Annotated in this window: 1 protein-coding gene; it reads left to right on the top strand. The window is 73.9% G+C overall.

Annotation, left to right across the window (positions count from 1 at the left end; translation table 11 throughout):
- Window positions 1-3,997, top strand: a 3,997-nt coding sequence (locus ACZ60B_RS42650; RefSeq protein ID WP_469397398.1) for an SDR family NAD(P)-dependent oxidoreductase, incomplete at both ends; no start/stop codon positions are given.

Here is a 3,997-nt window from a genome sequence, read left to right as displayed (position 1 = left end):
GGCCTGGTCTTCAACGAGCCCCGGATTCCCGTCGTTTCGAACCTCACCGGCCGCCTGGCCGAGCCTTACACCCCCGACTATTGGGTCCGGCACGTCCGTGAAGCGGTCCGTTTCGCCGATGGTGTGCGAACCCTGCGCGAGCTGGGCGTGACCACGTTCGTGGAGATCGGCCCCGGCGGTGTCCTCAGCGGCCTGGCACAGGGCTGCGTGGACGACATCGCCACCGTCCCCGTACTCCGAGCAGACCGCCCCGAGCGGCAGGCCGTCGTCACCGCCCTCGCCGAACTCCACGTCGGCGGCACCGAAGTGGACTGGCAGGCCTTCTTCCCGGGCGCCCGGCGCGTCGACCTGCCCACCTACGCCTTCCAGCAGCAGCGCTACTGGCTGGAGGCCCCCGAGGCCGAGACGGCCGCCGTGGAGGCGGTCGACGCCGAGTTCTGGGCGAGCGTCGAGCGCGAGGACGCCCAGTCCCTGGCCGCCACGCTGGGGCTGAGCCCCAAGGAACTGGACGTCGTGGTGCCGAAGTTGTCGGCCTGGCGGCGCCGGCGGCGCGAGCGGTCCGTCGTGGACGGCTGGCGCTACCGGCTGGCCTGGCAGCCGCTGAACGGCCTGTCCGCAGGCGACCTCTCCGGCAGCACATGGCTGTTCGCCGCGCCCGAGGGCGACGAGTGGGCCGACACGGTCCGCGCGGCCCTGGCAGGACGCGGCGCGCACCTGATCCCGCTGACGGTCGGCGCCGACGCCGACCGCGCGTCCCTGGCCGGCGAGCTGACCCGGGCCGCGGCCGAAGCCGGATCGCTCGACGGCGTCCTGTCGCTGCTCGCGACCGACGAGACCGCCTCGCCCGAGCACCCCGCGCTCTCCCGGGGCTTCGCGCAGACCGTGGCCCTGGCCCAGGCACTCGGCGACGCGGGCATCGACGCGCCGCTGTGGTGTGCCACCCGTGGCGCGGCCGCCACCGGCCGCTCCGACGACGCACCGCTCAGCGCGGTGCAGAATCAGGTGTGGGGCCTCGGTCGCGGCCTGGCCCTGGAACACCCCCGGCGCTGGGGCGGCCTGATCGACCTGCCCGCGGCCTTCGACGAGCGTGCCGCCGGCCGTGTCGCCGCCGTACTGGGGGAGGGTGTCGGCGCTGCCGATGGCCAGGAGGACCAGGTCGCCGTCCGCGCCACCGGCGTGTTCACCGCCCGGCTCGCCCACGCCCGAAGCGGCGCCGGCCGGCCCTGGTCGCCGCGCGGCACGGTGCTGATCACCGGTGGTACGGGTGCGCTGGGCGGGCACGTCGCCCGCTGGCTCGCCGGCGCGGGTGCGGAGCACCTGGTGCTCACCAGCCGCCGCGGCGCCGACGCGCCCGGCGCGACCGCGCTCAAGGCCGAACTGGAGGAGACGGGAGCGCGGGTCACCCTCGCCGTGTGCGATGTCGCCGACCGCGACGCGGTGACGGCGCTGCTCGCCGAGCACACCTTCACCTCCGTCTTCCACGCCGCGGGCGTGGAACAGTTCGCCCCCTTCGACGAGTTGACGCCGGCCGACTTCGCCCGCACGGTGGCGGCCAAGGCCGGCGGTGCCACGCACCTGGACGAACTGCTCGGCGACCGTGAGCTCGACGCCTTTGTGATGTTCTCCTCGATCGCCGGCGTATGGGGCAGCGGACTGCAGACCGCCTACGCCGCCGGCAACGCCTTCCTCGACGGGCTCGCCGCCCGGCGGAGGGCCCGGGGCCTGGCCGCGACCGCGATCGCCTGGGGCCCGTGGGCCGACGGCGGCATGGTCACCGACGCCGACGAGGAGCACCTGCGCCGCCGCGGCGTCGTCACCCTGCCCGCCGCACTCGCCGTGACCGCGATCCAGCGCGCCCTGGACCGCGACGACACCACGGTCGTCGTGGCCGACATCGACTGGGAACGGTTCATCGGACCGTTCACCCTCGCCCGCCCGAGCGCCCTGCTGTCCGAGTTGCCCGAGGTGCACCACGCCGGCACCACCGCACCGGTCGCCACCGGCGCCGCGACCCTGGCGGCCCGGCTCGCCGGCCTGCCGGAGGCCGAGCGCACGAAGACCTTGATCGACCTGGTCCGCGGGCACGTCGCGGCCGCCCTGGGCCACTCCTCGGCGGCGGAGGTCGACCCCGACCGGGCGTTCAAGGACCTGGGCTTCGACTCCCTGACCGCCGTCGAACTCCGCAACAAGGTGAACACGGCGACCGGTCTCGCGCTGCCGCCCACGCTGGTCTTCGACCACCCCGACGCCACGGCGCTCGCCCGTTTCCTGCAGGGCGAGCTGCTCGGATCGAAGGCCGCGGTAGAGCAGGAGCGGCACGGGGCCGCCGACGACGAGCCCATCGCCATCGTGGCGATGAGCTGCCACCTGCCCGGCGGAGTCGACTCGCCCGAAGCGCTGTGGGACCTGGTGGTCTCCGGTGGCGACGCGGTCGGCGAGTTCCCGGCGGACCGGGGCTGGGACGTCGAGGCCCTCTACGACCCCGATCCCGATCGCCCCGGCAAGACGTACGCGCGCGACGGCGGCTTCCTCCACGACGCCACCGACTTCGACGCCGGCTTCTTCGGGATCTCTCCGCGTGAGGCCCTGGCGATGGACCCGCAGCAACGACTGCTGCTGGAGACCTCCTGGGAGGCCTTCGAGCGGGCCGGGATCGCCCCCGCGCAGTTGCGCGGCAGCCGGACCGGCGTCTTCGTCGGCATGGCCTACCAGGGCTACGGAGCCGAGGTGCGCCGCACGCCGGAAGGCGTCGAAGGACACCGGCTCGTCGGTGGCGCGTCCAGCGTCGTCTCCGGCCGGGTGGCCTACACCTTCGGACTCGAAGGGCCCGCCGTCACGATCGACACGGCCTGCTCGTCGTCCCTGGTCGCCCTGCACCTGGCCATGCAGTCGCTGCGCAACGGCGAATGCACGATGGCGCTGGCCGGCGGCGTCACCTTCATGGCCAGTCCGAGCGTTTTCGTGGAGTTCAGCCGTCAGCGCGGTCTGTCGCCCGACGGCCGGTGCAAGGCGTTCGGCGCGGACGCGGACGGCACGGGCTGGGCGGAGGGTGTGGGCGTGGTGCTCGTGGAGCGCCTCTCCGACGCCGTGCGCAACGGTCACGAGGTCCTGGCGGTGGTACGGGGCAGCGCCGTGAACCAGGACGGCGCGTCCAACGGGCTGACCGCGCCGAACGGGCCGGCGCAGCAGCGGGTCATCCGGCAGGCCCTGGCCTCCGCCGGACTCGCTCCGGGCGATGTGGATGTCGTCGAGGCGCACGGTACGGGCACGACGCTGGGCGACCCGATCGAGGCGCAGGCGCTCCTTGCGACCTACGGACAAGACCGTGACCGGCCGCTCCTGCTCGGCTCGTTGAAGTCCAACATCGGTCACACGCAGGCCGCCGCGGGTGTCGCCGGCGTGATCAAGATGGTGATGGCGATGCGCCACGGCGTGGTCCCGCGGACCCTGCACGTGGACGAGCCGACGCCGCACGTGGACTGGTCGGCCGGTGATGTCCGGCTGCTGACCGAGGCCGTCCAGTGGCCCGAGTCGGACCGCCCGCGCCGCGCCGCGGTCTCGTCCTTCGGCGTCAGCGGCACCAACGCCCACACCATCATCGAGCAGGCCCCCGCCACGCCGGAGCTGCCTCCCACGCCCGACTCCGGCGCGCTCATGCCGTGGGTGCTGTCGGGCAAGGGCGAGCGGGCGCTGCGTGCCCAGGCGGCCCGGCTGGCCGGCCACCTCGACGCGAACGACTGCTGGACGGCTTCCGACATCGGCCTCTCCCTGGCCTCCCGCGAGACGTTCGAGGACCGCGCGGTGCTCCTGGCAGAGGGCTCGGACAAGCTCCGGCAAGCCCTCACCGCCCTCGCCGCCGGCCAACAGGCGGCGAACGTGACGCTGGGACGCGCCCGCCCCGAAGGCAAGGTCGGTTTTCTGTTCTCGGGTCAGGGTTCGCAGCGGATCGGTATGGGGCGTGAGTTGTACGGGGCGTTCCCCGTCTTCGCCGATGCGT

The sequence above is a fragment of the Streptomyces sp. NPDC104096 genome (assembly GCF_055584385.1).
This window is presented reverse-complemented; position numbering and strand designations above follow the sequence as displayed.